The 22183-nt window shown below is 68.6% G+C and carries 19 protein-coding genes; 15 read left to right on the plus strand and 4 right to left on the minus strand.

The annotated features are described in order from the left end of the window. Positions 1-48: 48 nt before the first annotated feature. Positions 49-2592 (plus strand): AAA family ATPase, encoded by a 2544-nt coding sequence (locus IPN02_10865; GenBank protein MBK9297309.1) that lies wholly within the window; start codon positions 49-51, stop codon positions 2590-2592. A 164-nt stretch (positions 2593-2756) separates the two neighbouring features. Here the strand turns inward: IPN02_10865 and IPN02_10870 are convergent, their stop codons facing one another. Beyond that, positions 2757-4427, minus strand: coding sequence for an alkaline phosphatase D family protein (locus IPN02_10870; GenBank protein MBK9297310.1), 1671 nt, complete (start codon positions 4425-4427; stop codon positions 2757-2759). A 140-nt stretch (positions 4428-4567) separates the two neighbouring features. Between IPN02_10870 and IPN02_10875 the strand changes: the two genes are divergently transcribed. From IPN02_10875 to IPN02_10895, 5 genes are all read left to right on the plus strand, one after another. Next, positions 4568-5830 carry a glycosyltransferase gene (locus IPN02_10875; GenBank protein ID MBK9297311.1) on the plus strand — a complete coding sequence of 421 codons (1263 nt, stop codon included), beginning with the start codon at positions 4568-4570 and terminating at the stop codon, positions 5828-5830. Positions 5831-5871: 41 nt separating this feature from the next. Continuing rightward, positions 5872-7155, plus strand: a complete 1284-nt coding sequence (locus IPN02_10880; protein ID MBK9297312.1) for an adenylosuccinate synthase — start codon at positions 5872-5874, stop codon at positions 7153-7155. A gap of 215 nt (positions 7156-7370) precedes the next feature. Then, entirely contained in the window at positions 7371-8066 is a 696-nt protein-coding gene (locus IPN02_10885) for a transposase (GenBank protein ID MBK9297313.1), read from the plus strand. Between the two features lie 116 nt (positions 8067-8182). Continuing rightward, positions 8183-9277: a hypothetical protein gene (locus tag IPN02_10890; GenBank protein MBK9297314.1), complete on the plus strand. Its 1095-nt coding sequence runs from the start codon at positions 8183-8185 to the stop codon at positions 9275-9277. Between the two features lie 82 nt (positions 9278-9359). Continuing rightward, positions 9360-9860 (plus strand): PPOX class F420-dependent oxidoreductase, encoded by a 501-nt coding sequence (locus IPN02_10895; GenBank protein ID MBK9297315.1) that lies wholly within the window; start codon positions 9360-9362, stop codon positions 9858-9860. Between the two features lie 9 nt (positions 9861-9869). Here IPN02_10895 and IPN02_10900 read toward each other — a convergent pair whose 3' ends face one another. Further along, on the minus strand, positions 9870-11129 hold the full coding sequence (locus IPN02_10900) for an amidohydrolase (protein ID MBK9297316.1): 1260 nt from the start codon (positions 11127-11129) through the stop codon (positions 9870-9872). 162 nt (positions 11130-11291) lie between these two features. Here IPN02_10900 and purD point away from each other — a divergent pair, with 162 nt between their 5' ends. Genes purD through IPN02_10930 form a run of 6 tightly spaced genes read left to right on the plus strand, consistent with a single transcriptional unit; the run spans position 11292 to position 18475 of the window. Continuing rightward, the gene (gene purD / locus IPN02_10905; GenBank protein ID MBK9297317.1) at positions 11292-12545 is read left to right on the plus strand and encodes a phosphoribosylamine--glycine ligase; all 1254 of its coding nucleotides are present in this window, start codon (positions 11292-11294) and stop codon (positions 12543-12545) included. Continuing rightward, positions 12542-13777 (plus strand): 5-(carboxyamino)imidazole ribonucleotide synthase, encoded by a 1236-nt coding sequence (locus tag IPN02_10910; GenBank protein ID MBK9297318.1) that lies wholly within the window; start codon positions 12542-12544, stop codon positions 13775-13777. The genes purD and IPN02_10910 overlap by 4 nt, the downstream gene beginning before the upstream one ends. Before the next feature lie 55 nt (positions 13778-13832). Continuing rightward, positions 13833-14378: a 5-(carboxyamino)imidazole ribonucleotide mutase gene (gene purE, locus IPN02_10915; GenBank protein MBK9297319.1), complete on the plus strand. Its 546-nt coding sequence runs from the start codon at positions 13833-13835 to the stop codon at positions 14376-14378. Beyond that, positions 14378-15844 carry an adenylosuccinate lyase gene (locus IPN02_10920; protein ID MBK9297320.1) on the plus strand — a complete coding sequence of 489 codons (1467 nt, stop codon included), beginning with the start codon at positions 14378-14380 and terminating at the stop codon, positions 15842-15844. The genes purE and IPN02_10920 overlap by 1 nt, the downstream gene beginning before the upstream one ends. Before the next feature lie 31 nt (positions 15845-15875). After that, complete coding sequence (locus IPN02_10925) at positions 15876-16763, plus strand: phosphoribosylaminoimidazolesuccinocarboxamide synthase (GenBank protein ID MBK9297321.1); 888 nt, start codon at positions 15876-15878, stop codon at positions 16761-16763. 56 nt (positions 16764-16819) lie between these two features. After that, a complete protein-coding gene (locus IPN02_10930; protein MBK9297322.1) occupies positions 16820-18475 on the plus strand; it encodes a 2,3-bisphosphoglycerate-independent phosphoglycerate mutase in 1656 nt (551 codons plus the stop codon). Here IPN02_10930 and IPN02_10935 read toward each other — a convergent pair. Then, positions 18448-19083, minus strand: a complete 636-nt coding sequence (locus IPN02_10935; GenBank protein MBK9297323.1) for a DUF998 domain-containing protein — start codon at positions 19081-19083, stop codon at positions 18448-18450. The genes IPN02_10930 and IPN02_10935 overlap by 28 nt on opposite strands. Before the next feature lie 55 nt (positions 19084-19138). Here IPN02_10935 and purS point away from each other — a divergent pair, with 55 nt between their 5' ends. The 3 genes from purS to IPN02_10950 are packed head-to-tail and all read left to right on the plus strand — an operon-like array spanning position 19139 to position 20869. After that, a complete protein-coding gene (purS, locus tag IPN02_10940; protein ID MBK9297324.1) occupies positions 19139-19408 on the plus strand; it encodes a phosphoribosylformylglycinamidine synthase subunit PurS in 270 nt (89 codons plus the stop codon). After that, the gene (gene purQ, locus IPN02_10945; protein MBK9297325.1) at positions 19408-20088 is read left to right on the plus strand and encodes a phosphoribosylformylglycinamidine synthase subunit PurQ; all 681 of its coding nucleotides are present in this window, start codon (positions 19408-19410) and stop codon (positions 20086-20088) included. The genes purS and purQ overlap by 1 nt, the downstream gene beginning before the upstream one ends. Positions 20089-20113: 25 nt before the next feature. Then, complete coding sequence (locus tag IPN02_10950) at positions 20114-20869, plus strand: DUF429 domain-containing protein (protein ID MBK9297326.1); 756 nt, start codon at positions 20114-20116, stop codon at positions 20867-20869. Here IPN02_10950 and IPN02_10955 read toward each other — a convergent pair. Further along, positions 20859-21779, minus strand: coding sequence for a 5'/3'-nucleotidase SurE (locus tag IPN02_10955; GenBank protein MBK9297327.1), 921 nt, complete (start codon positions 21777-21779; stop codon positions 20859-20861). The two genes, IPN02_10950 and IPN02_10955, sit on opposite strands and share 11 nt — an antisense overlap. Between the last annotated feature and the right edge of the window lie 404 nt (positions 21780-22183).

The raw sequence follows: 22183 nt of genomic DNA on the forward strand, positions 1-22183 counted from the left end.
ACTTTGGCGCCCGCTGGCGCCACCCACCACACCCAGGAGCCACGCCAAATGCCACTCGATCCCAACACTTGGACCTTGAAGACCCAGGAGGCCATCGGTGCCGCCCAGCAGGCGGCGAGCGAGCGCGCCAACCCGGAGGTCACCCCCGATCACGTCCTCGGCGCATTGCTGCGCCAGAGCGAGGGCGTGGTGTTGCCGCTCGTTCGACGGTTGGAGCTCGACCCGGTGGCGGTCCGCAACGCCGCTGATGAGGCGGTGGCCGCGCTGCCCCAGTCGCACGGCGGCGAGACCCGATTCGGCCGTGAGTTCACAGCGCTGCTCGACGAGGCCGACACGCTCCGCGAGGGACTCACCGACGAGTACCTGTCGACCGAGCACCTGTTTCTCGCCTTGGTCAACGCCGACCAGAAGCGCAGCCCGGGCAGCCGTCGCCTGGGCGAGGTCGACCGCGACCAGGTGCTGTCGGCCCTTCAGGAGATCCGTGGCAGTCAGCGGGTGACCAGTCAGAATCCCGAGGACACCTACCAGAGCCTGGAGAAGTACGGCCGCGACCTGACCGAGGCGGCACGCACCGGCAAGCTCGACCCGGTGATCGGGCGCGACGAGGAGATCCGGCGGGTCATCCAGGTGCTGAGCCGCCGCACCAAGAACAACCCGGTGCTGATCGGCGAGCCTGGGGTGGGCAAGACAGCCGTCGTCGAGGGCCTGGCCCAGCGCATCGTCGAGGGCGACGTCCCGACCTCGCTGAAAAACAAGCGGGTGATCGCGCTCGACCTGGCGGCGATGGTCGCCGGCGCCAAGTACCGGGGCGAGTTCGAGGAGCGGCTCCAGGCCGTGCTGCGAGAGATCACCGAGTCTGAGGGCGAGATCATCACCTTCATCGACGAGATGCACACCGTGGTCGGCGCCGGGGCGAGCGGCGAGGGCTCCATGGACGCGGGCAACATGTTGAAGCCCATGCTGGCCAGGGGTGAGCTGCGCATGGTGGGCGCCACCACGCTGGACGAGTTTCGCAAGCACATCGAGAAGGACGCTGCCCTCGAACGGCGCTTCCAGCAGGTGCTGGTCGGCGAGCCCACGGTCGAGAACACCGTCGCCATCCTGCGGGGCCTGAAGGACCGCTACGAGGTGCACCATGGCGTGCGCATCAAGGATTCGGCGCTCGTGTCAGCAGCGGTCATGTCCGACCGCTACATCACCGGCCGCTTCCTGCCCGACAAGGCGATCGACCTGGTCGACGAGGCTGCGTCGACCCTGCGCATCGAGATCGATTCGCTGCCCACCGAGATCGACGTGATCGATCGTCGCATCCGCGGTCTCGAGATCGAGCGTGTTGCATTGGCCAAGGAGACCGATGCGGCGTCCGGCGAACGCCTGGAAGCCCTCGACGAGGAGCTGGCCAACCTCAAGGAGGAGCACGACGGCCTGATGGCCCACTGGACCGCCGAGAAGGAGAAGATCGACCAGATCCAGGCGATGAAGGAGCGGGTTGAGGACCTGCGCAACGAGGCCGACCGGTCCGAGCGAGAGGGGTCGCTCAGCCGGGCCTCCGAGGTGCGCTACGGCCATCTGCCCGTGCTCGAACGCGAGATCGAGGTGGCCACCGCCGAGCTGGGCCAGCTTCAGTCCGAGAAGCACATGCTGAAGCAGGAGGTCGACGAACAGGACGTCGCCGTCGTCGTCAACCGGGTCACCGGCATCCCGGTCAGCCGCCTGATGGAGGGCGAGATGGCCAAGCTGGTGCGCCTCGAGGAGGTGCTCGAGCGGCGGGTCGTCGGTCAGCACGAGGCGGTCACCGCCGTCGCCAACGCCATTCGGCGCAGCCGCGCCGGCATCGCGGATCCCGATCGCCCCATCGGCTCGTTCCTGTTCCTCGGCCCCACCGGCGTCGGCAAGACCGAGCTGGCCCGGTCGCTGGCCGATTACCTCTTCGACGACGAGCGGGCGATGGTTCGCATCGATATGTCGGAGTACATGGAGAAGCACTCGGTCAGCCGCCTGATCGGTGCGCCCCCCGGGTACGTCGGCTACGACGAGGGCGGCCAGCTCACCGAGGTGGTCCGCCGCCGGCCGTACTCCGTCGTGCTGCTCGACGAGGTCGAGAAGGCGCACGCCGACGTGTTCAACGTGCTGTTGCAGCTGCTCGACGATGGGCGTCTCACCGACGGCCAGGGCCGCACGGTCGACTTCACCAACGTCGTGTTGATCATGACCTCCAACCTGCCGGGCGATCCTCGCGACTTCTTCCGGCCGGAGTTCATCAACCGGTTGGACGACATCGTGCGGTTCCGGGAGCTCACCCGGGACGACATCGACCAGATCGTCGACATCCAGCTCGACCGGCTGCGTCGCCGGCTGGACGACCGCCGCATCGAGTTGAGCCTCACCGAGGCCGCTCGTACCCGGCTGGCCAACGAGGGCTTCGACCCCGACTACGGCGCTCGCCCGCTGAAGCGGGTGATCCAGCGGGAGCTGGGCGACCGCCTGGCGATGGCGATCCTCGAAGGCAGGGTCATCGAGCACTCCTCGGTCACGGTCGACGTCGACGAGGACGGCTACACGCTGGCCGCAGTCACCCCCGACCCGGCCTGAGTCCAGCCACCACCCATCCGCCCTTCACCCAACCATCCGCAACTCGGGAGTCGGGAGCGCGCTCAGACCGCGTTCTGGGCTCCCGAGTTCGTGGCCCATCCGCAACTCGGGAGTCGGGAGCGCGCTCAGACCGCGTTCTGGGCTCCCGAGTTCGTGGTTGCGGGTTAGATGCGGACCAGTTCCGTGGAGCCAGCGGCAAGCTCGATGGTGGCGTCGACCGACGCCGGGGCATCGTCGGTTTCCACGTTGGCGACAATGACGAACTCCGTCGTCCAGCGCTCCGGGGTGATGGTGACCCGCCCGTAGCCATGATCCTCGGCGTTGACGTACACGGCGTCGGCGGCGACCTGTTCCACCAACGAGACCACAGCGGGCCCCAGCTCGCCGATCGTCGACAGCGACGAGATCGAGGTGGTCACCAGCTCGTGGGCCACCGGTACTCGCTTACCGCCGCGCTCGGCGAACAGGTCGCTCGCCCCGGCGGCGTGGATGTCGCCCGACAGCACGACCACGTTCTCCAGGTCGGCGTCGATGATGGAGTCGTACAGGCGCTCCCGGGCGGCGACGTAGCCGTCCCACTGGTCCAGGTTGAGCACCAAGTCGCGGATCACCAGCGGAAACATCACCGTCTGTTGGGCGAGCACGGTCCAGGTGGTGTCGTTGTCGGCCAGCCCCTTGGCCAGCCATGCTTCCTGTTCGGCGCCCAGCATGGTGCCCGCCTCGTCCAGCCGTTCGGGGCACTCGTCGGCGGGCACCGCCAGCCGGTCGCCGCACACCTGATCGGAGCGATACTGGCGACCGTCGAGCACGAAGAACTTGGCCAGCGCGCCCACCTGAACCGAGCGGTAGATCTTGAGGGATCCATCTGCTTCCGGCGGGCCGGTTCGAAGCGGCATGTGCTCCCAATAGGCCTGGTAGGCCGCTGCGCGACGCTTCTCGTACCCATCGGGCGACTCGGGCTCCTGGGGCGTCACGCCGGCGTAGTTGTTGCCCACCTCGTGGTCGTCCCAGGTGAGCACCCAAGGCACCTGCCGGTGGACCTTCTGGAGCAGGGGGTTGCGCTTGTATGCCGCGTACTGCACCCGGTAATCAGCGAGCGTTTGGGTCACCCGCTGTGGCACTTTGGGCTCCATTCGCCCGCCACCGCGCTCGTAGATGTAGTCACCGAGGAAGACGACGAGGTCGAGCTCGTCGGCGGCCATGGCGCCGTAGGCGGCGTAGCTCCCCGAGTTGAACTCCTGACACGATGCGAAGGCCAGCTGCATCCGGTCGGGCGTGACGTCGTCGGCGGGCATCGTGCGGGTGCGAGCCGGCTCGCTGCGCACGTCGCCGACCGAGAAGCGGTACCAGTACCAGGTGTCGGGCGACAGGCCGGTGGCATCAGCGTGCACCGAGTGTGCGTAACCAGGTTCGGCCACCTCCGAACCCGAGGCGACGACCGACGTGAAGCCCTCATCGGCGGCGACCTCCCAGGCCACCGGCACCGGAGCGTCGGGCAAGCCACCGGTGGGGTCGAGCGGGTCGGCGACAAGGCGGGTCCACAGCATCACCGAGTTGGGCAAGGGGTCGCCGGAGGCGACCCCAATGGTAAACAGCGCACCAGGCAGACCGTCGGGGACTGGCGGCAGATCCTCGGCCTTCAGCGGCGCAGTTGTCGTTGCGGCGGCAGAAGTGGCATCGGAGGAGGTCTCGTCACTCGGGTCGTTGACGTTGCACGCGCCGAGCGCCAGCCCGACCGCGCCGACAGCGCCGGCGCCGAGCACGGTGCGACGGGTGACCGGGCCTGGCGAAGTCGCTCGGCTCGAGCCCGGTTTCTGCCGTCGACCTGCGCCCATTTCGTTCCCTTCGCGCCCGGCGGCGAGGTTACTTCAGGGCGGAGCCGAAGGAGGCGTAAGCGGGTACCGCCCGACGGGAGCGAACGATCACGAGGGGTGCGGGTCGCGGGGTCGGTCGACCGGCCGGTAGCCTTTTCGCCATGACCACACCGGCGGCGCACGGCCCTACAGACGCCAGAGCTGCCGCCGAGCGGGTGCCCAACCGGGTCCAGCGCTTCGCCGTCGTCGGGGTTATAGCCACCCTGGTCGACCTTGCCGTGCTCGTCCCGCTGATCCGGCGTTGGGGCTTCGATGCCTTCACCGCCGACCTGGTGTCGGTCAGCATCGCCACCGTTGTATCGCTGCTGCTTCATCGCCTCGTCACCCTGGCCAACAGCCCAACCCGGCGCTGGTTCGAGGAGTACGTCGGCTCGTATCTCACCACCCTGGTGGGGTCTCTGGCGGTGGACGTCGTCGTGTTCACAGCGTTCACCCGGGCGCTCGACGTGCAGTCGGTGCACGGGCTGGTCATCTCCAAGGTGGTCGCCCTGGCGGCGGCGGTGCTGATGCGGGCGACCGCTTACCGCTCCGTGCTGGCCGCTGTCGTGCTCTCCGACCAGTCGTCACCCTCCACGCCGCCGCCGCTGCCCGCCGACCGTCCCCGGCTGAGCGTGGTCATCCCTGCCTACGACGAGGCCGACCGGATCGGTCACACACTTGACGAGGTGCATCGCCAGCTTGCCGGCGTCGCCAAGCGTGGGGGAGTCGAGGTGATCGTCGTCGACGACGGTTCGACCGACGACACCACCGAGCGTGCGGCGGCAGCCGGAGCGGACCGGGTGGTGACCCTCCCGGAGAACCAGGGCAAGGGGGCGGCCGTCCGTGCCGGCATGCAGGTGGCAACCGGCTCGACCCGGGTGTTCCTCGACGCCGACCTCGCTTACTCCCCGGATCAGGTGCTGTCGATGCTGAAGCTCACCGAGGCCGGCTGGGACGTGGTCGTCGGCAGCCGCAAGCACACCGCCACCGCCACGCTGGTTCAGGCCGGACGCCTCCGCCAGCTGGGCAGCCTGGCGATCAACGTGTTGAGTTCCGTAGTGCTCCTCGGGCGCTACCGGGATACCCAGTGCGGGCTGAAGGCCTTCCGGTCCGAGGCCGCCGAGGCGATCTTCCCGCTGACCCGCATCGACCGCTTTGCCCTCGACATCGAGGTGCTGTACCTCGTCGAACGCCAGCGCCTGTCGCTGTGCGAGGTGCCGGTGCAGGTGGCCAACAGCGAGCAGTCGACCGTGCGCGTCGTTCGCGACACCGCCCGGCTGCTGCGGGACCTTTTCCGCATCCGGATCTTCGCCCGCAATGGCGACTACGACGTGCCCAGGTCGCCGACCGATCGCACTTCGACGGTAGGCTCGTCCGCCGTTTAGTTTGCGCGTCGGTGTGAGGGCGCGCCCGGAAGGAACCAGCCATGCCCGCGACCATTGTCGTCGGAACCCAGTGGGGTGACGAAGGAAAAGGAAAGTTCACCGACCTCTTCGCCAAGGAGATGTCGATGGTGGTGCGCTACCAGGGGGGCCACAACGCCGGCCACACCCTGGTGGTCGACGGCGAGTCGTTCGCCCTCCAGTTGGTGCCCTCGGGTGTGCTGTACGACCACATCATCCCGGTGATCGGCAATGGCGTGGTCGTCGACCCGATCGTGTTGCTCGCCGAGATCGACATGCTCACCGCCAAGGGCGTCGACTGCTCCCGCCTGAAGGTGTCGGGCAACGCCCACCTGATCCTCCCGTACCACCAGGAGATCGACCGGCTGACCGAGCGGTACCTGGGCAAGAACAAGCTGGGCACGACCAAGAGGGGCATCGGTCCCACGTACGCCGACAAGGCGATGCGGGTGGGCATCCGGGTGCAGGACCTGCTCGACCCGAAAATCTTCCGCGAGAAGCTCGAGGCGGTGCTCGACGAGAAAAATCAGGTGCTCACCCGGGTGTACAACCGGCTGCCCTTCGACGTCGATGAGCTGGCCGAGACCTACCTCGGTGAGGTACGTGACCGCATGATGCCCTACGTGGCCGACACGGTGGGCATGGTTCACGAGGCCCTGGAGGCCGGCGAGAATGTGCTCTTCGAGGGCGCCCAGGCCACGTTCCTCGACCTCGACCACGGGACGTACCCGTTTGTCACGTCGTCGTCGCCCACCGCCGGCGGTGCGTGCGCCGGTGCCGGGGTCGGCCCCCGCCACATCGACCGGGTGGTCGGTATCGCCAAGGCGTACATCACCCGGGTCGGGGCCGGTCCGTTCCCGACCGAGCTGTTTGACGAGGTGGGGGACCATCTGGTCGATGTCGGCCACGAGTACGGCACCAACACGGGCCGTCGCCGCCGTCCCGGCTGGTTCGATGCGGTGATGATGCGCCAGGCGGTGCGGGTGAACTCGCTGTCGGAGATCGCGCTCACCAAGTTGGACGTGCTCGACCAGTTGGATGAGGTGTCGGTGTGCGTCGCCTACGACGTGGAGGGCGAGCGGCACGAGACGTTGCCGTACCACCAGAGCGACCTGCACCACGCCAAGCCGATCTACGAGACGCTGCCCGGCTGGAAGACCGACCTCACCGCCATGACCGAGCCGGGTGATCTGCCGGTTGAGGCGCGCGACTACCTGGCCTTTCTCGAGGATCAGGTCGGCTGTCCGGTCAGCCTGGTGGGCGTCGGGCCCGGTCGTGAGCAGTTCGTTCACCGCCACGTGGGCTGAGCCCGAATGAGTTTGGGCCTCTCCGGTTGAATCGGTTTCCTCAGCTAGGGCTTGGGTCACTCCGTTAGAAAGGAACACCCTGTCCGTCCTGACGGTGTCGACCTCGCTCGGGAGGCCCAGGATCTGAGTAGGAGGGTCCACGGCCGGGTTTGTCCTGTGTTTTTATCAGGTGCCCAAACACCGAACCGGTGGAGGGTTGGGGTCCCGAAGTCATGATGGCCGGCTCTGTCGCGACGACAACACCCAAAGGCGGCCACCGCCCAAGAATCTCCGACCGGACCTGCTTCGACGTGATCCACGTCCGGCTGGTCACCGGCTGCTCCTGGGTCGTCGCCGAAGCTCTCTGCGGCTGGAAGGTCTCCGACACCACCGTCAGAGCCCGTTACAACCTCTGGGTCGACACTGGCGTCTTCAAAAAAGTTGCCGCCAACGCGGTGTTCGCGTACGACCGGATCATCGGCCTCGACATGACCGACATCGCGATCGACGGGTCACTCCACAAGGCCCCGTGCGGTGGGAAGGACCGGCAGCCCAAAGACAAGGACCGCCACAAATGGTCGCTTGCACAGACGCCGTGGGATCCCGAGCAGCTGGGCTTTCGGCGCCAACCGCCACACATCACCATCGACCTGGCACGCCTGGACAACACACTCGAGGGGGCGCCTTCCACCTCGACAAGGGTCAGCTCCTTCGGGCGACCTCGACACGTTGGACTCGCGAGACCGTCATCGACAAGACGCAACCCGGCGACCCAACCCAAAAGCCGTCGTCAAGGCCGGCACACCATGGTCGCTGGCCGGTCGAGCAGGAACTCGTGGCCTCCATTTGGGCAGCTCCACGGCACCGACGCGATCCCGGACGCAAGTGCCAGTTCTGCCTTGCAGTTTTGTTCATCATCGTCCCGAAACTGATCGACCACCGAGACCGCTGGTGCCAATGACCCCGAACACCAACATCAATCCGCGCACGCTCTTAGTGTTCGGCAACTGGTTCACGTCCGTGAGCCTCGTGCCCGTGGGGGATTGTCGTGGATGGACTCGGAGGACGTCGTCAGCGTCCGGTTCAGGGTTTTGGAGGCTTGGGCTTCTGGGGCGTGATCGTTTCGGCGGTGATGGTGCTGGGTGCGATGTTCGTTCCGGCAGCAGCCGGCGCCCAGGACGATCCGCCGGTGGTGGTGCCCGAGTTCTGTGCGCCGCTGTCCGATGTGCTCGACAACGCCGGTTCGATTCCGGTCGACGACGAGGACTACCAGCAGCAAAGCGCTGAGGGTGCAGAGCTGATCGCCGCGCTACGGCAGGTGGCTCCGGCGGAGTTGGCGCTGCTCCTCGATGAACTTGACGCGTTCTCGGCGTCGGCGTCAGCGCAGATCGACGCCGCCGGTGGGATCTCGGGCCTCACCCAGCAACAGCGCGAGGACCTCCTCGAGGGGTATGCACAGGTGTTGGACCCGATCACCGCGTTTTACGAACAGTCGTGCCCCGGAGCCAACATTGACGCGAGGCTGTATCCGGAGTGCGAGGTTGATGGCGATGTGCTTCCCCCGCAGTTGGTCGTGCTGAACGTCTCGCAGAATCCGGTGGACGTGGTGGCCGGAGAGATCGCCTTCACGGTGGCGAGCTTCGACATCGAGTTCAACGACGTGCCCGCCGATCTTCAACCCGATGACGTGCTGATCAACGGTGTCTCCGGGCTCGTTGAGGTTGGGTCATGTGACGACTTCCAGGGTGACGGTGAAGAGGATGATGAGTTCGCCAGCTTCTTTGTGGCCACCTTTACGGGGGGATGCCCTGCCGATGCGCCGCCCAAGCTGCCGCGCCTGGAGATCGGGTTGACACCAGAGGGTCAGGCGTCGCTCGACGAAGCGCTGGAGTCCGAGCCGGGTCCCTTCCCGGTGATCTTCGACGTCGACGATTTCACGGTCGTCGGCAAGTTCCCCGGCGGGCTCGACCTGCGCTTGGAGGCCGATGCCACGGTGCCCGAGGTGAGCCTCGACGGCGTGAGCATCCCGGTTGAGCTCATCGAGCCTGACTGCGGACCCGGGCAGCCCTCGGCACCAGATTCGGCTCTATCGGGCCCCGCCAGCGCTGTGGCGGCCCCTCTGGCGCCGAAGTTCACCGGCTGAACCAGAACCGTCGGGCGCAGTTGACCTGGCGCTGCCGAGCAAGCGCGGGTCGTGGCCGGTGGGGTCCATGGCAGGATTGGCCATGGTAGAAATCCCGCGCAGCGACCCCAGGGCTCGATACATCGCCCGCAACGAGAAGGTGGATCGAGCCGCCCTCGACGAGTTCATACGGGAGCGCCATCGCTGGATTTTGGTCACCACCCGATCCGACGGTCGACCCCAACTCTCGCCACTGACGGGTGGGCTGCTGCCCGACGGGCGGCTGATCACCTCCACCTACCCCGAGCGGGCCAAGGCGGCCAACGTCAGGCGGCGGAGCCAGACGTCGGTGCTCGTGTTGTCCGACGACTGGAACGGGCCGTGGGTGCAGGTTGATGGCAGCGCCGAGGTGCTCGACCTGCCGGAGGCGCTCGACGATTTTGTCGCCTACTACCGGTCGATCTCGGGTGAGCATCCCGATTGGGACGAGTACCGCGAGGCGATGACCGAGCAGGGCAAGTGCCTGATCCGCATCGAGGTCACCCGCTGGGGGCCGATCGCCAGCGGCGGGTTCCCCGAATCGATGTTTGCAGCGGAGGGCTGAACCCCACCCTCAGCCCTGGTGGCCCTGAGTTTGGCGGCCGAGCCATTCCAGTGCCACGCCGGCGTGCATCGCTGCGCCGAGCGGCAGGGCGTCCTCGTTGAGGCGCATCACGTCGGAGTGACACGCCGGTGCCTCGAGGAAGTTCTCGATGTCGGCCGGGCAGACGCCGAGAAACGCCATGGCTCCCGGCACCCGCTCGAGGATGTAGCTGTAGTCCTCCGCACCCATCACCGGTGACGGCAGCGGGAACATCCGGTCCGGCCCGAGCACCTGTTCGCACACGTCCCCGACCAGCTCGGTCATCTCGGCGTTGTTGACCGTGACCGGGTAGCCGCGGGTGTAGTCGATCTCGGCGGTGCATCCGTGGGCGGAGGCCACGCCGTGCACCACCTCGGCAAACAGTGTCTCCACCCGGTCGCGCGTGTGAGCGGAAACGCACCGCACCGTGCCCTCCATCAGCACCTGCTCGGGGATGACGTTGTGGGTGGAACCGCCGGTGAGATGGGCCACGGTCACGATCGCCGGGTCGAACGCTTCGATGCGGCGGGTCACCATCGTCGACAGTGCCCCGACCACCTCGGCGGCCGCCGGCATCGGATCGATGCCGAAGTGGGGCATGGACGCGTGGGTGCCGCGACCCTTGATCGTGACGGTGAACTCGTCGGCCGATGCCATCAGGGGGCCCGGCCGCATCGCCATGAAGCCGGTGGGGGCGTTCGGGGTGACGTGGATTGCGAACGCTGCGCCGACCGGCGAGGTGAGGCCCTCGTTGAGGACGCCCTCGTTCAGCATCACTTTGGCACCGGCGAAGCCCTCCTCGCCCGGTTGGAATGCCAGCCGCACCGTGCCGGGCAGCTCGTCGCGCCGGGCCGCCAGCAACCGGGCGGCGCCGAGCAGCATGGCCACGTGCCCATCGTGGCCGCAGGTGTGCGCTCGCCCTTCGATCGACGAGGTGAACGGCTCATCGGAGTTCTCGGTCATCGGCAGTGCGTCGGTGTCGGCCCGTAACAGAAACGTCGGTCCGTCCGGGTCGCCGACGATGTCGGCGGTCAGCCAGGTGGTGGCCTCGCCCCTCCGAATCGCCAGGCCCAGTGGTTCCAACGCCGTGGCGATCAGGTCTTGGGTGCGCGGGTTGTCCAGGCCCAGCTCCGGGTGCCGGTGCAGGTCCCGTCGCCAGCCGACCAGGTCGTGAGCGAGCCCGGTGGCCTCGACCACCAGCTCGCTCAGTAAGGCGTTCGATCCGGCGTCGTTCAGCGTGGTGTCCCCCATGGTCGGGACTCTACGGGACCGTCCAGCGGGGCGGGGCCGGAAGCCGCAGCGGATGTGAGCCACAGCGATCACACCCGTGCCTCAACTGGGTGTGATCGCTGCGGCCCGTCCCACAGCGATCACACCCAGTTCGACCTTGGGTGCGATCGCTGCGGCGGCCTGGTGCACAATGGGACGGTGAGAGTCTGTGTGGTCGGATCGGGCGGGCGCGAGGCGGCGCTGGCGGACGTATTGGGACGGGACGCAACCGAGGTGCTCGTCAGCCCGGGTAACCCGTTGATCGAGGGCTCGGTCGACATCCCGCCGGAGGACCTGGACGCCGACCTGTTCGTTATCGGGCCCGAGGCCCCGCTGGTTGACGGTTTGGCCGATCGGCTGCGGGCCGAGGGGCAGCTCGTGTTCGGGCCCGGCGTCGACGGTGCCCAGCTGGAGGGCTCCAAGGCCTACATGAAGGGTCTGCTGGCCGAGGCGGGGGTGCCGACCGCGCGATACGGGACGTTTACCGAGGCGGCGCCCGCGCGAGCGTTCCTCGACACGATGGCGCCGCCGTTCGTTATCAAGACCGACGGGCTGGCAGCCGGCAAGGGCGTGCTCGTCACCGACGACCTGGCTGAGGCCCGCAACACGGTGGACGACTACCTGTCCGGTCGGGCCTTCGGAGATGCCGGGCAGACGTTGGTGATCGAGGAGGGGCTGGTCGGGCCCGAGGTGTCGGTGTTCGCGGTGTGCGACGGCCGGCGCGGTGTGCTGCTCAGCCCTGCTCAAGACTTCAAACGCATCGGCGACGGTGACACCGGCCCCAACACCGGTGGGATGGGTGCGTTCAGCCCGTACCTGCCCGAGGGCGATCTGGCCGCTGGCGAGCTCGAACGCATCGTTGCCGACGACTTCATCGCTCCCACCCTGGCGGCGCTGCGGGGCCGGGGTATCGACTTCCGCGGCGTGCTGTACGCCGGGTTGATGCTCACCTCCGACGGGCCGAAGCTGCTCGAGTACAACGTGCGCTTCGGCGACCCGGAAACCCAGGTGGTGCTGCCCCGGATGACCTCAAGCCTGGTCGAGCTGCTGGCGCAGGCGGCCGCCGGATCGATCGAGGCGCAGCCCACGTTCTCCGACGAGGCGATGGTCAACGTGGTGTGTGCATCGGAGGGCTATCCGGCGTCGCCGCGTACCGGGGATCGCATCGATGGGCTCGCCGCCGCCCGGGCCCTGCCCGGGGTCAACGTGTATGGCGCCGGTGTGGCCAGCGACGATGACGGTGCCTTGATCACCTCGGGGGGCCGGGTGCTGTCGGTGTGCGGAAGGGGAGTCGACGTGGTCGAGGCGAGGGAGCGGGCGTACGCCGGTGTGGCCGAACTGCGCTGGAGGGGCATGACCGTTCGCACCGACATCGCCTCGACGGCGGCTCGGACATGAGCGACGCCGGGGTAAACGACGACCCGGCCGGGGTGCCCCGCGTGGGCATCATCGGCGGCGGACAGCTGGCCCGCATGATCGCCCAGGCGGCGGTTTCGCTGGGCGTCGAAGTATCGACCTTGGCGGATGCCTCCGACGAGGGCGTCCATGGCGTGTTCGCGTCGGTCACGACCGGTAGCCCCGACGACCCGGATGCCATCGCCGCCTTCGCCGATGGCGTCGACGTCGTCACCTTCGATCACGAGAATGTCGATTGGGGCGCGCTCGAGGACGTGGTCGCCGCCGGCGTGGCGGTTCGACCCGGCCCCGACACGCTGCGCTTCGCCGACAAGGCCCATCAGCGCGAGCGCCTGGCTCGCGCCGGTTGCCCGGTGCCGCCCTTCGAGATCATCGACCCGGCCGGCACCGGCATCAACGGGCCTGCGACGGCAGGCCAGTCCGCTACCGAGGTGGCGCGGAGGTTCGCCGACATCCACGGACCGCTCGTCATCGCCAAGGCCAGCCGCGGCGGGTACGACGGGCGGGCGGTGTTCGCTTTGGACGGCGCCGATGCGCTCGTCGACTTCGTCGTCGAATGGACCGGGGCGCCGCTGGTGCTCGAGCCGGCCCTCAACCTGGCCGCCGAGGTGGCGGTGGTGACCGCCCGTCGCCCGGGCGGCCAGCACGCCACCTACCCGGTGCTGGAGACGATCCAGCGCGACGGCATGTGCAACGAGGTGGTTGTGCCGGCCCGGCTGGACGAGTCGATCCTGGAACGGGCCCGCCAGGTGGGCGAGGAGGTGGCCCTGGTGGCCGAAGCGGTCGGCATCATCGCGGTGGAGCTGTTCATCACCACCGATGGCGACGTGTTGGTGAACGAGATCGCTCCCCGCGTGCACAACTCGGGCCACGTCACCGCCGATGCCTGCGTGACCGGACAGTTCGAACAGCACCTGCGCGCCGTGCTCGACCTGCCCCTGGGCGACGTCTCGTTGCGCACTCCCGCCGCTGCCATGGTCAATGTCGTCGGAGCTCGGGGGTCCTCTGATGAGGGTGCGCCCGAGCCGAGATCCCGCCTGGCGACGGGCATGGCGGTCGACCCGGCTGCCAAGGTGCACCTGTACGCCAAGACGCCCAGGTCGGAGCGCAAAATCGGCCACGTCACCGTCTGCGACGACGATGCCGATCGAGCCCTCGCTCGAGCCACTGCTGTGGCCCGGGCGCTCGACGGGCGAGACCCGGCGCCACAATGACCTTCTCCGAGCCGCACCGACCCGAGCTGACCCGCCCCGAAACGAGCCGAACGACATGACCCAACCCGACGCCCCCGCCGATCCAACCGGAGGCGCCCCGACGGTGGGCATCATCATGGGTTCGTCCTCCGACGCCGCCACGATGGCCCCGGCGGCCGAGGCGCTCGCCCGCTTCGGCGTCAGCCACGAGGTTCGGGTGATCTCGGCGCACCGCTCGCCCCACCGCATGGTCGAGTACGCCACCGGGGCTGCCGGGCGAGGCCTGTCGGTGATTATCGCCGGCGCCGGTGGGGCGGCCCACCTGCCGGGCATGGTGGCGTCGATGACCACGCTGCCGGTGATTGGCGTGCCGGTGCCCTCGAAGCATCTTTCCGGCGAAGATTCGCTGTTGTCGATCGTGTCGATGCCCAGCGGCGTGCCGGTGGCGACGATGGCGATCGGCGGGGCGGAGAACGCCGGCTTGATGGCGGTGCGAATGCTGGCGTTGGCCGATCCCGTCCTGGCCGACGCGCTGGCGGCCCACGCCGAAGCGCTCGAGGCCAAGGCGATCGCCCAGGATGCCTCGCTGCAAACTCACCCGACCGACGAAGGAACGCCCTGATGGCCACTGCCCCCCAGATCAGTACCCCGGAGAGCGACACCGTCCGGTCGCCGGTCGCCAACGTGCTCGCCGGGCGCTATGCCTCGCCGGAGATGGCCGAGCTGTGGTCGGCCGAGGGCAAGATCGTGCTGGAGCGCGAGCTGTGGATTGCGGTGCTCACCGCACAGGCCCAGCTGGGCATGGACGTTCCCGACGGCGTGATCGCCGACTACGAGTCGGTGATCGACCGGGTGGACCTGGCCTCGATCGACGCCCGGGAGCGCATCACCCGCCACGACGTCAAGGCCCGCATCGAGGAGTTCAGCGCGCTGGCCGGCCACGAGTACATCCACGCCGGCATGACCAGCCGGGACCTGACCGAGAACGTCGAGCAGCTGCAGCTGCGCCGGTCGATGGAGCTGCTCGCCGACCGTGCGGTGGCCTCCCTGGCCCGGCTGGGGCAGCTGGCAGCCGACCACGCCACCACGGTGATGGCCGGCCGGTCCCACAACGTGGCCGCACAGGCGACCACCCTGGGCAAGCGGTTCGCGTCGGCGGCCGAGGAGCTGCTCGAGGCCCACGACCGGCTTCGGGCGCTGATCGAGCGCTACCCGCTGCGCGGCCTGAAGGGCCCGGTCGGCACCCAGGCCGACCTGGTCGACCTGCTCGGTTCGGCCGATCAGGTGGCCAACCTGGAGCGCCGCGTGGCCACCCACCTCGGCTTCGCCAACGTGTTGACCAGCGTGGGCCAGGTGTATCCCCGCTCGCTCGACTACGAGGTGGTCACTGCGCTCGCCCAGCTGGCGTCCGGCCCGTCATCGTTGGCGACGACCATCCGCCTGATGGCGGGCAACGAGCTGGTGACCGAGGGGTTCCGCGAGGGCCAGGTTGGCTCATCGGCCATGCCCCACAAGATGAACGCCCGCTCCGCCGAGCGGGTCTGTGGGCTGCGGGTGATCCTCGACGGTCACGTCGCCATGATCGGTGGCCTCGCCGGTCACCAGTGGAACGAGGGCGACGTGTTCGACTCGGTCGTCCGCCGCGTGGCCCTGCCCGACGCTGCGTTCGCCACCGACGGTCTGTTCAACACTTTCATCGACGTGCTCGACGGCTTCGGTGCCTACCCGGCGGTGATTCAGCGTGAGCTCGACCGCTACCTGCCGTTCCTGTCCACCACCAAGGTGCTGATGGCGGCGGTGCGCAGCGGTGTCGGCCGGGAGACCGCCCACGAAGCGATCAAGGGCCACGCGGTGGCGGTGGCCCGGGAGATGCGCGAGGCGGGTGCCGAGGGCAACGACCTGCTCGACCGCCTGGCCGGCGAGCCCGCTCTTGGGCTGGACCGGGGCCAGATCGACGCTGCGCTGGGCGAGCCGCTCGAATTTGTCGGCACCGCTCCCCAGCAGGTTGCGACGGTGGTCGAACGCATCGAGCGAACCCTGAAGGCCCACCCCGAGGCGGCGGCCTATACCCCGGCGCTGGTCCTCTGATGAGGGACCCGGCGGTCGAAAGGATCCCGGCATGGAGCTGATCTACTCGGGCAAGGTGCGCGACATCTATGACGCCGGGGACGACCGGCTGGTGATGGTCACCTCCGACCGCATCTCGGCCTTCGACGTGGTGATGGACGAGGTCATCCCCGACAAGGGCCGGGTGCTCACCGCCACGTCTGCGTACTGGTTCGCTCACCTCGCCTCGGTCGGCGACGGCTCGATCGGGTCGCACCTGATCAGCTGCGACCTGGCCGACGTGCCCGACGGCGCCGAGCATCCCGACTGGGCCGGCCGGGTGATGCTCACCCGACGGGCGGAAATGTTGCCGGTCGAGGCGATCGTGCGGGGCTACGTGTCGGGCTCGGCCTGGCGTGAGTACTCGGCCTCGGGAACGATCCACGGCATGGCCGGACCTGCGGGTCTGGTCGAGTCCGCCCAACTGCCCCAGCCGATGTACACCCCGTCGACCAAGGCGGCGGTGGGGGACCATGACGAGAACATCTCGGTCGACGCAGCCGCCGACATTCTCGGCGGTAAACTGGCCCAGCGGGTCGAGGCCGCAGCGTTGGCGCTGTTCGCCGCCGGTTCGGCCGCCGCGGCCGAGCGGGGCCTGATCCTGGCGGACACAAAGTTCGAGTTCGGGCTGATCGACGGCCAACTGGTGCTGTGCGACGAGGTGCTCACCCCCGACTCGTCCCGGCTGTGGCCCGCCTCTGGGTACACCCCCGGACAACCCCAGCCGGCGTTCGACAAGGAGCCGCTGCGGGCCTGGCTGTCCGAGCAGCCGTGGGACAAGACCCCGCCACCGCCCACCCTGCCGCCCGAGGTGGTGGCCGAGACCGCAGATCGCTACCGGGAGGCCTATGCCCGCCTCACCGGCAAGTCCCTCGCCGACTGGCCCGGCGCAACTACCTGACCCTCGCCGCTGCGAGGCACGGCTGGGACTGGTCGGCATCCGCCTACCCTGAGCGCATGTCGTTGAGCCTGTCGAAGCATCCGTCGTTCTCCGGCCGCCCAGGTCCGGTGTTGGTCGTTGTGGCCGACGGCGTGGGGGTGGCACCTCCCGGGGCGAGCAACGCGGTGACCGAGGCCGCCACCCCGACGCTCGATGCGCTCACGTCGGGCGAGTTGTACACCGAGCTCGCTGCGCACGGCCCGGCGGTCGGCCTCCCGACCGACGACGACATGGGCAACTCCGAGGTTGGCCACAACGCGCTCGGTGCAGGCCGGATCTTCGAGCAGGGCGCCAAGCTCGTCAACAAGGCGTTGGCGAACAACTCGATCTTCGACACCGACGTGTGGAAGGGCGCGGTTGAGCACGGTCGCGACGGAACGCTCCACCTGATCGGACTGCACTCCGACGGCGGCGTCCACTCCACCAACGAGCACCTCTACCAGCTGCTGCGACGGGCGGCCGACGATGGCGTCACCAGCTGCGCCGTGCACATCCTTCACGACGGCCGCGACGTGCCCGCTCGGTCCGCGCTCGGCTTCATCGCGACCACCGAGCAGGTACTTGCCGAGATCAACGACTCCGGCGATGACCGCGACTTTCGAATCGCGTCGGGTGGCGGACGGATGCGCATCACGATGGATCGCTACGGCGCCGACTGGCCGATGGTCGAGCGGGGCTACCGCACTCACGTGTTCGGCGAGGGGCGGCGCGTGGCGTCGGCGACCGAAGCGGTGGAAACGATGTACGGCGAGACCGATAAGGGTGACCAGTACCTCGGCGAGTTCGTGGTCGAACGCAACCTTGGCGACGGCGCCGAGCCGGCGGGAACGATCGTGGACGGCGACGCAGTGATCTGCTTCAACTTCCGCGGCGACCGTTCGATTGAGATCTCCCAGACGTTCGAGGACGACCACTTCGACCACTTCGATCGCACGGGGCCGAGCGGCGAGCACCGGCCCAGCGTGTTCTACGCCGGCATGCTCCAGTACGACGGCGACCTGCAGGTCCCGACGAGGTATCTGGTCGACCCACCGGCGATCGACCGGACGATGGGGGAGTTCCTCTGCGCCGAGGGCGTCACCAGCTTTGCGATCTCCGAGACGCAGAAGTTCGGCCACGTGACGTACTTCTGGAACGGCAACAAGTCGGGGTACGTCGACGAGTCGCTGGAGACCTACATCGAGATCCCGTCCGACAACGTCGAGTTCGACACGACGCCGGCGATGAAGGTTCGGGAGATCACCGACGAGACGATCGACCTGTTGCGCTCGGGCGAGTACCGGTTTGGACGTCTCAACTTCCCATCGGGCGACATGGTCGGCCACACCGGCCACCTGCCTGCCACCGTCGAGGCCATGGAGATCATCGACGAGTCGATGGCCAAGCTGGTTGAGGTGATCGATGAGCTCGACGGCGTGTTGATCTACACCGCCGACCACGGCAACGCGGACATCATGTTCACCGAGTCGGACGGCGTGCGATCGCCCAAGACCAGCCACACGCTGTCGCCCGTACCATTCGCCATCCACGACCCGAACTACGACGGCGACTACCACATGGCCAATGCCGTCCCCGGGCCGGCCCACGGCCTCGCCAACGTCGCAGCGACGGTGTTCAACCTGCTCGGCTATGAAGCTCCCGACGACTACCTGCCCTCACTGATCGACTTCTGATCGTCCCCGTCGATCGGGCCAGCCCAGGCCTCGCCGCCATACCAGAGGTAGGCAACCGCAAACATCAGCCGCTGCAGGACACCGTCCGCCGAGACGAACACGGTCATGCCCAACGGAGCGACCACGGACGTGGCGACGGCGACCAGATCCCGCACCCGCCATGGTTGGCCGCTGGTTCGTCGCCGAACAGCAGCAGCCAGCACTCCGAACGCGAAGGCAAAGCCCATGACGGTGGCGGCGACCGAGTGGAGCTCGTCCTCGGTCGGGTCGAAGGTCGCGCCGGGCAGCCACGACCGCAATGAGAAGGCGGCGACTGCGATCATGGAGACCCCAAACGTGACGTGGAGCCCGGTGGCGAGGCGCCCCCAAGCGCAGCGGCGACGGCTGGCAATCCAGAGCACCGCCAGCCCAAACAGGACGAAGCCGGCTCGGGCAAGCCAGGCCCCGTCAACTCCTTGGGCGCCCGACTCGCTGGTGGTGTGCTCCACCCACGAGTAGGACGCGGGCAGCACCAATGGCGCCAGCGCAAGAGCAGCGGCGGAGCAGATCAGCCCGACGACACCGACCAGTCGGCCCACCGCCGGGTTCGTTGAGTCCTCTCCTCCCACGACGAGAACGCTACCGCCGGTCGAACGGTGTCGGGCGGTGTGGGATCATGGGGCCATGACCTTCGACGTCGTCGTTGACATCTCGTTGCGCCCCGGAATCTCCGATCCCGAGGGTGCGACCATCGAACGATCCTGCGGAGCCCTCGGCTTCGACGGCATCAGCGGGGTGGCGGTGGGCAAGACCGTCCGCTTCCGCCTCGACGCCACCGACGAGGCCGCCGCCAGGGCCGAGGTGGAGGAACTGTGCGACAAGTTCCTCACCAACCCGGTGATCGAGGATGCCGAGGTGCGCCTCAGCGAGGCAGCCACGGCCGGGGCGGCCTGATGGCTCCCGTGGTGGCGGTCATCCGCTTCCCCGGAACCAACTGCGAGTTCGATGCGGCCGAGGTGTTGGCCGACGCCGGTGCCGAGCCACGGCTGGTGTTCCACGCCGAGGATCATCTCGACGGGGTCGATGCTGTGGTGCTGCCCGGTGGGTTCGCCCACGGCGACTACCTGCGGCCCGGCGCCATCGCTCGCTTCTCGCCCATCATGCCCGCAGTGATCGCGCTGGCCGAGGCCGGTCGGCCCGTCGTCGGCATCTGCAACGGGTTCCAGGTGTTGTGCGAGGCCGGCCTGCTGCCCGGTGCGCTCCAGAAGAACGCCCAACTGAAGTTCGTGTGCGGACCCAGCACACTGGAGGTGGCTTCTGTGGACACTGCGCTCACGCAGGGGCTTGAGGTGGGGCGCCGCCTGTCGATCCCGGTCAACCACTTCGAGGGCAACTACACCGCCGAACCCGACACGCTCGCCATGCTTCGAGCCGAGGACCGGATCGTGTTCCGCTACGTCGACAACCCCAACGGGTCGGCCGACGACATCGCCGGCGTGTGCAACGAGGGCCGCAACGTGGTCGGCCTGATGCCCCACCCCGAGCGTGCCGCCCACGAGTTGCTGGGCTCGACCGACGGACGGGTGCTGATGGAGGCGCTGGTCGAGTCGGCCTCCCAACCGGTTCCGGCCTGAGTTTCCTCGCCCGGCGAGACGCCCCGTGATCACTGGCGGTGTGGACCTGGCCGCCGATCCGAAGCGGACGGCGCTGTGCGCCATCGACTGGTCGAGCGGCTCGGTTGAGCTGTCCGACGGCCCGGTGGACGACGACGCCATCGTCGCGCTGGCCCACCGGGCGCCGCTGAGCGGCTGGGACGTGCCCCTCGGCTGGCCAGATGCGTTCGTGGCGGCGATCAGTGAGCATCACCAGGGACCGGAGGCCGGCAGGGGAGTGGCCACCGCCGACCCCGAGGCCCGTCGACTGATGCGCTACCGGCTGACCGACCGGCGTTTCGCCGACGGCTCCGACCCCGTGCGGTGGCCGCTGTCGGTGTCCACCGACCTGATCGGCGTTCCGGCTCTGCGTGCCGCAGCGCTGCAGCGCAGGCTGGTCGACGAGGAACTGGTCGTCGACCGCTCCGGCGTCGACGGCGCAGTCGCCGAGACGTACCCGGCAGGGGCCCTGGCCGCCTGGGGCTGGCCGTCCCGGGGCTACAAGGGCGCGCCGGGACAGGAGCTGAGGGTGGACCTGGTCGCCAGGCTGGTCGCAGCACTGCCGACGCTGTCGTTCAGCACCGAGGTGCGTGAGGCGATGGCGGGCTCCGACGATCGTCTGGATGCGCTGATCTGTGCGCTGGTGGCCCGGGCCGTGGCCACGGGACGGGGAACGCCGCCTCCGGCGGCCGACCTACCGGCCGCCCGTCGAGAGGGCTGGATCCACGTCGCCGGCGTCTCGGCCGATCGGCTCAGCCGGTGAAGGCCGGCGCCAGCGGGGCGGCCGCAGAGGATGGGGCCTCGTCAGCGGACGACGGCACCGTGGTGGTCGTCGTCGGCTCCTCGGCGTCGGGGAAGTCGTTGGGCAGGATCGTCAGCGAGATGAAGCCGTTGTTGAACGCCTCGACGTCGGTCGTGGGGTTTGCCAGGGTGGACGTGCAGTCCTGGAGACCGACGTTGGCATCTGGGCTGAGATCGTTGGTCACCTCGACGACGCCCCGGGTCGCGCCCTCGACGCATGTCGGGGCGTTGATGCTGGAGACCTGAACTGGCTCGGTGCCGTTGCGCAGCGCGGCCTCGTGGGCGTCCAGCCAGTCGATGGCGGCGCCGACCGACGCCGGGAAGTCCGGCGGGTCCCCGAGACCCTGCGAGACGGCGAGGGCGGGAATGCCCGCACGTGCGCCGGTCTGGGCGGCGCCGACCGTGCCGGAGATCGGGGCCAGGAAGCCGATGTTCTGGCCGTCGTTGCTGCCGGTCATCACCAGGTCGGGCGGGCCCTCTGTGCCGGGGTTGTCGAGGGCGTACTGAACCGAGTCGGCCGGGGTGCCCGCAACCGCAGTGCCGGCGAACCCGCTCTTGGTCGTGCCAGGTGAGCCCGGCGCCCCGCCGGCGGTGGTCGAGTCGCCCTTGCCGCTCTGGTTGGTCGCCGGGGCGGACACCACCAGCGTGGTGTCGGGCCGGGCGCGCAGCGCCTCGACCAACGCGTCGATGCCGTCGGCGCCGATGCCGTCGTCGTTGCTGACCAGGATGACCAGCGGGTCGACGTCCTGCGCGCCCGCTCGTGCGTGTCCGAGCGTGGTGATGCCGAGCAGCGTCAGTACGGCGGCGGCAGCTGCGATGGCGACCCGTCGGGCTAACGGCCGACTGGTCTGGGACTGCGTGGTCGAGTTCATATGGTTCCCCTGGTGCGCCCGGTGCCGGTGACGGGTCCGTGTCATCGGTCACCCATATGGGCTACGGCGCAGCGTAGCGCCGCCTGTGCCGGTACGGGCGAGATCCTCTCCGGCCGATTGGGGGCGGCTTCCTACCGCTGCTGTTGTTGGACCACCAAGCTGCGCTTCAGTCGCTACGACGTGGCCCCAAGTCGGGTGGGCGGCGATGCATCGGCCGAGGTTCGCCAAGGGCGGCCAAGAACCAGGTGGTCGGCTATTCGGTGGCCATCGCCCAACGGGATGAGCCGATCTGGTTCGGCGGGGGCGCTCGCCAAGGACCTTTGCCTCCCGTCACTGAGGGCCGGCCGCAACGATGACAAGGTCCGCTGGGTTGCAACCGTCCCTGCTCCGCCGATCCTGGCGGG

The organism is Candidatus Microthrix subdominans (assembly GCA_016719385.1).
GTDB lineage: Bacteria > Actinomycetota > Acidimicrobiia > Acidimicrobiales > Microtrichaceae > Microthrix > Microthrix subdominans.

Coding starts and splice junctions, on each gene's coding strand:
- purQ (MBK9297325.1), top strand. CDS start 19,408: ATGGCTCCCGTGGTGGCGGTCATCCGCTTCCCCGGAACCAACTGCGAG.
- IPN02_10880 (MBK9297312.1), top strand. CDS start 5,872: ATGCCCGCGACCATTGTCGTCGGAACCCAGTGGGGTGACGAAGGAAAA.
- purE (MBK9297319.1), top strand. CDS start 13,833: ATGACCCAACCCGACGCCCCCGCCGATCCAACCGGAGGCGCCCCGACG.
- IPN02_10865 (MBK9297309.1), top strand. CDS start 49: ATGCCACTCGATCCCAACACTTGGACCTTGAAGACCCAGGAGGCCATC.
- IPN02_10910 (MBK9297318.1), top strand. CDS start 12,542: ATGAGCGACGCCGGGGTAAACGACGACCCGGCCGGGGTGCCCCGCGTG.
- IPN02_10900 (MBK9297316.1), bottom strand. CDS start 11,129: ATGGGGGACACCACGCTGAACGACGCCGGATCGAACGCCTTACTGAGC.
- IPN02_10875 (MBK9297311.1), top strand. CDS start 4,568: ATGACCACACCGGCGGCGCACGGCCCTACAGACGCCAGAGCTGCCGCC.
- purS (MBK9297324.1), top strand. CDS start 19,139: ATGACCTTCGACGTCGTCGTTGACATCTCGTTGCGCCCCGGAATCTCC.
- IPN02_10930 (MBK9297322.1), top strand. CDS start 16,820: ATGTCGTTGAGCCTGTCGAAGCATCCGTCGTTCTCCGGCCGCCCAGGT.
- IPN02_10870 (MBK9297310.1), bottom strand. CDS start 4,427: ATGGGCGCAGGTCGACGGCAGAAACCGGGCTCGAGCCGAGCGACTTCG.
- IPN02_10885 (MBK9297313.1), top strand. CDS start 7,371: ATGGCCGGCTCTGTCGCGACGACAACACCCAAAGGCGGCCACCGCCCA.
- IPN02_10925 (MBK9297321.1), top strand. CDS start 15,876: ATGGAGCTGATCTACTCGGGCAAGGTGCGCGACATCTATGACGCCGGG.
- IPN02_10895 (MBK9297315.1), top strand. CDS start 9,360: ATGGTAGAAATCCCGCGCAGCGACCCCAGGGCTCGATACATCGCCCGC.
- IPN02_10920 (MBK9297320.1), top strand. CDS start 14,378: ATGGCCACTGCCCCCCAGATCAGTACCCCGGAGAGCGACACCGTCCGG.
- IPN02_10955 (MBK9297327.1), bottom strand. CDS start 21,779: ATGAACTCGACCACGCAGTCCCAGACCAGTCGGCCGTTAGCCCGACGG.